Origin of the sequence: Thauera phenylacetica B4P, from assembly GCF_000310225.1 — a bacterium.
In the GTDB taxonomy this organism is placed as follows: Bacteria; Pseudomonadota; Gammaproteobacteria; order Burkholderiales; family Rhodocyclaceae; genus Thauera; species Thauera phenylacetica.
In genome coordinates this window covers 1-2,339 of sequence record NZ_AMXF01000383.1, presented here as the reverse complement: position 1 = coordinate 2,339, position 2,339 = coordinate 1, and the positions used below count along the sequence as shown (strand labels likewise).

At 74.1% G+C, this 2,339-nt stretch carries 2 protein-coding genes; both read right to left on the bottom strand.

The window, feature by feature from the left end; all coding sequences use genetic code 11:
• Nucleotides 1-391: 391 nt before the first annotated feature.
• The gene (locus C667_RS22240; protein ID WP_004385970.1) at nucleotides 392-1,303 is read right to left on the bottom strand and encodes a toll/interleukin-1 receptor domain-containing protein; all 912 of its coding nucleotides are present in this window, start codon (nucleotides 1,301-1,303) and stop codon (nucleotides 392-394) included.
• Between the two features lie 381 nt (nucleotides 1,304-1,684).
• Nucleotides 1,685-2,339 (bottom strand): chemotaxis protein CheB (locus tag C667_RS22235; RefSeq protein WP_004385968.1); only part of this gene is annotated, 655 nt, incomplete at its 5' end.

The window sequence follows — 2,339 nt, the reverse complement described above, 5'->3', positions numbered from 1 at the left end:
TCGCGCCTGCCGGCGCTCCTACATGTCTCCCCGAGGCCTTTGCGCGCGGGCGCGGCCCGATTCGCGCCTGCCGGCGCTCCTACAGAAACCACCGCATTTCCGGCCTGTAGGAGCTGCGGCAGCTGCGAACAAGGCCGTACCGAACCCGACGCGCGTGCCACCTTCCGCCGCCTTCGCGCCTGCCGGCGCTCCTACATGTCTCCCCGAGGCCTTTGCGCGCGGGCGCGGCCCGATTCGCGCCTGCCGGCGCTCCTACATCCACCCCGAGCCGTTGCGCGCGGATGAGGCCCGATTCGCGCCTGCCGGCGCTCCTGCATTCCTCCCCGAGGCCTTGCGCGCGGGCGCGGACGGGTTCATGTAGGAGCGCCGGCAGGCGCGAAGGCGGCCGCGCTCATTGGCGCTGCGCGACGAACTCCAGCGGCGCATCGACCGAATGGCTGCGGCGGATCTGCAGGCGCACGCGCAGCGTCTCGCCCTCGCGCCAGACCTCGTAGAGCTGGCCCATCTCGCGTGGCGGCTCGTTGCCGGACACGGTCTCGCTGCGGGTGAGGAAGCGCAGGCGTCCATCCTCCCACTCCACCGCCTCGAGCGCGCGCGGCACGCCGAGAAAGCTCGCGCTGCCGCCGACGCGGCCGTCCGCCAGCGTGAACACATAGTGCTCGCGCAGCGTCAGGTTCCACGGATAGGCGACCTCGGCGCTCCACTCCCCGACGAGCGCCTGCGGCCCCTGGTCGACACCCCGCAGCCACCACCACCCGCCGCCGAGCGCGAGGAGCAGCGCCACCATCGCGGCCGCGAGCGCACGGCGTCCGCGCACGGGCGCTGAACGCTCGCCCGGCGCGGTCGGCCCCACCCACTGCGCCAGCGCCACCTCCAGGCGGGCGAGGTCCGCGCCCCAGCCGGCATCGCCGAGGGCCAGCGCGTTGCGGTTGGCGAGCCCGCGCAGGGTGGGCGGCAGCGCCTCGGCCGTCGGCATCGTCGCCCCGCCGACCAGCACCGGGATCACCGGCTTGCCGGAGGCGAGCGCGAGCTCGACCTCGCGGCGCACATAGTCGCCGGGGTCGTCGAGCCGGCGCCCGCGCTCGTCGCGCGCGTCGAGCCAGCGCGGGCCGATCACCACCAGCACCGCCTGCACCTGCTGCAGGGCCTGCTCGATGACCACGCCGAAATCGGCCCCCGCGGCGATGTCGTCGACGTCGCGGAACACGCTGTCCGCGCCGAAGCGGCGTTCGAGCGCATCGGTGAGCCGACCGGCAAAGCCGGCGCTGTCGTCACGGCGGTAGGAGACGAAGACCTTGGACATGGTGGCGCATCGCGTGGGCATTTCCTGCATTCAAGCACGCCCCCCGCCCCCCCGCCACCCGCACAGCCCGGATCGCGCCTGCCGGCGCTCCTACAGCCCACCCGAAGACTCGACGGCTCCCTGCAGGAGCGCCGGCAGGCGCGAAGGCGACGGGGGTCTCCATCGCGCACGTCGATTGCTGCACGGCCGGTTCGCGCCTGCCGGCGCTCCTACAGCCCACCCGGAGGCGCGACGGTTCCCTGTAGGAGCGCCGGAAGGCGCGAAGGCGGTGGGGGTCTCCATCGCACGCGTCGATTGCCGCACAGCCCGATTCGCGCCTGCCGGCGCTCCTACAGCCCACCAGAAGGCGTGGAGGTCTCCGGCAGGCGCGGAGGCGGTGGCTCAGGCGCCGCGGGCGTATTGCTCGAGGGCGGGGCCGATGGACTGAAGGGCGAGGATGCGGCTGGCGGCGCCGAGGCGGATGGCTTCCTTGGGCATCCCGAAGACGACCGAGCTGGCCTCGTCCTGAGCAATGGTCTGGGCGCCGGCGTCGAACATCTCGCGCAGGCCGCGGGCGCCGTCGTCGCCCATGCCGGTCATGATCACGCCGAGGGCGTTGCGCCCGGCGCAGCGGGCGACCGAGCGGAAGAGCACGTCGACCGAGGGGCGGTGGCGGTTGACCGGCGGGCCGTCGCGCACCTCGACGAGGTATTGCGCGCCGCTGCGCCGCAGCGTCATGTGGCGGCCACCGGGGGCGATGAGCACGCGCCCGGGGATCACGCGCTGTCCGTCCTGCGCCTCGAGGACCTCGAGGGCGCACACCTGGTCGAGGCGCTGGGCGAACATCGCGGTGAATTTCTCCGGCATGTGCTGGACCACGACGATGCCGGGCACGGTGCGCGGCAGGCCGCGCAGCACGGCCTCGAGGGCCTGGGTGCCGCCGGTGGAGGTACCGAGCGCGATGATGCGGTCGGTAGTCTCGGCCATCGCCTCGGCGCACACCGGCGGCGCGGCCGCCGGCGCCTTCCCGGTCGCCGCGGCCAGGCGCGCGAGCGCG

Excerpts from the sequence above, each read along its gene's own strand:
- C667_RS22240 (WP_004385970.1), bottom strand. The coding sequence starts at position 1,303 with ATGTCCAAGGTCTTCGTCTCCTACCGCCGTGACGACAGCGCCGGCTTT.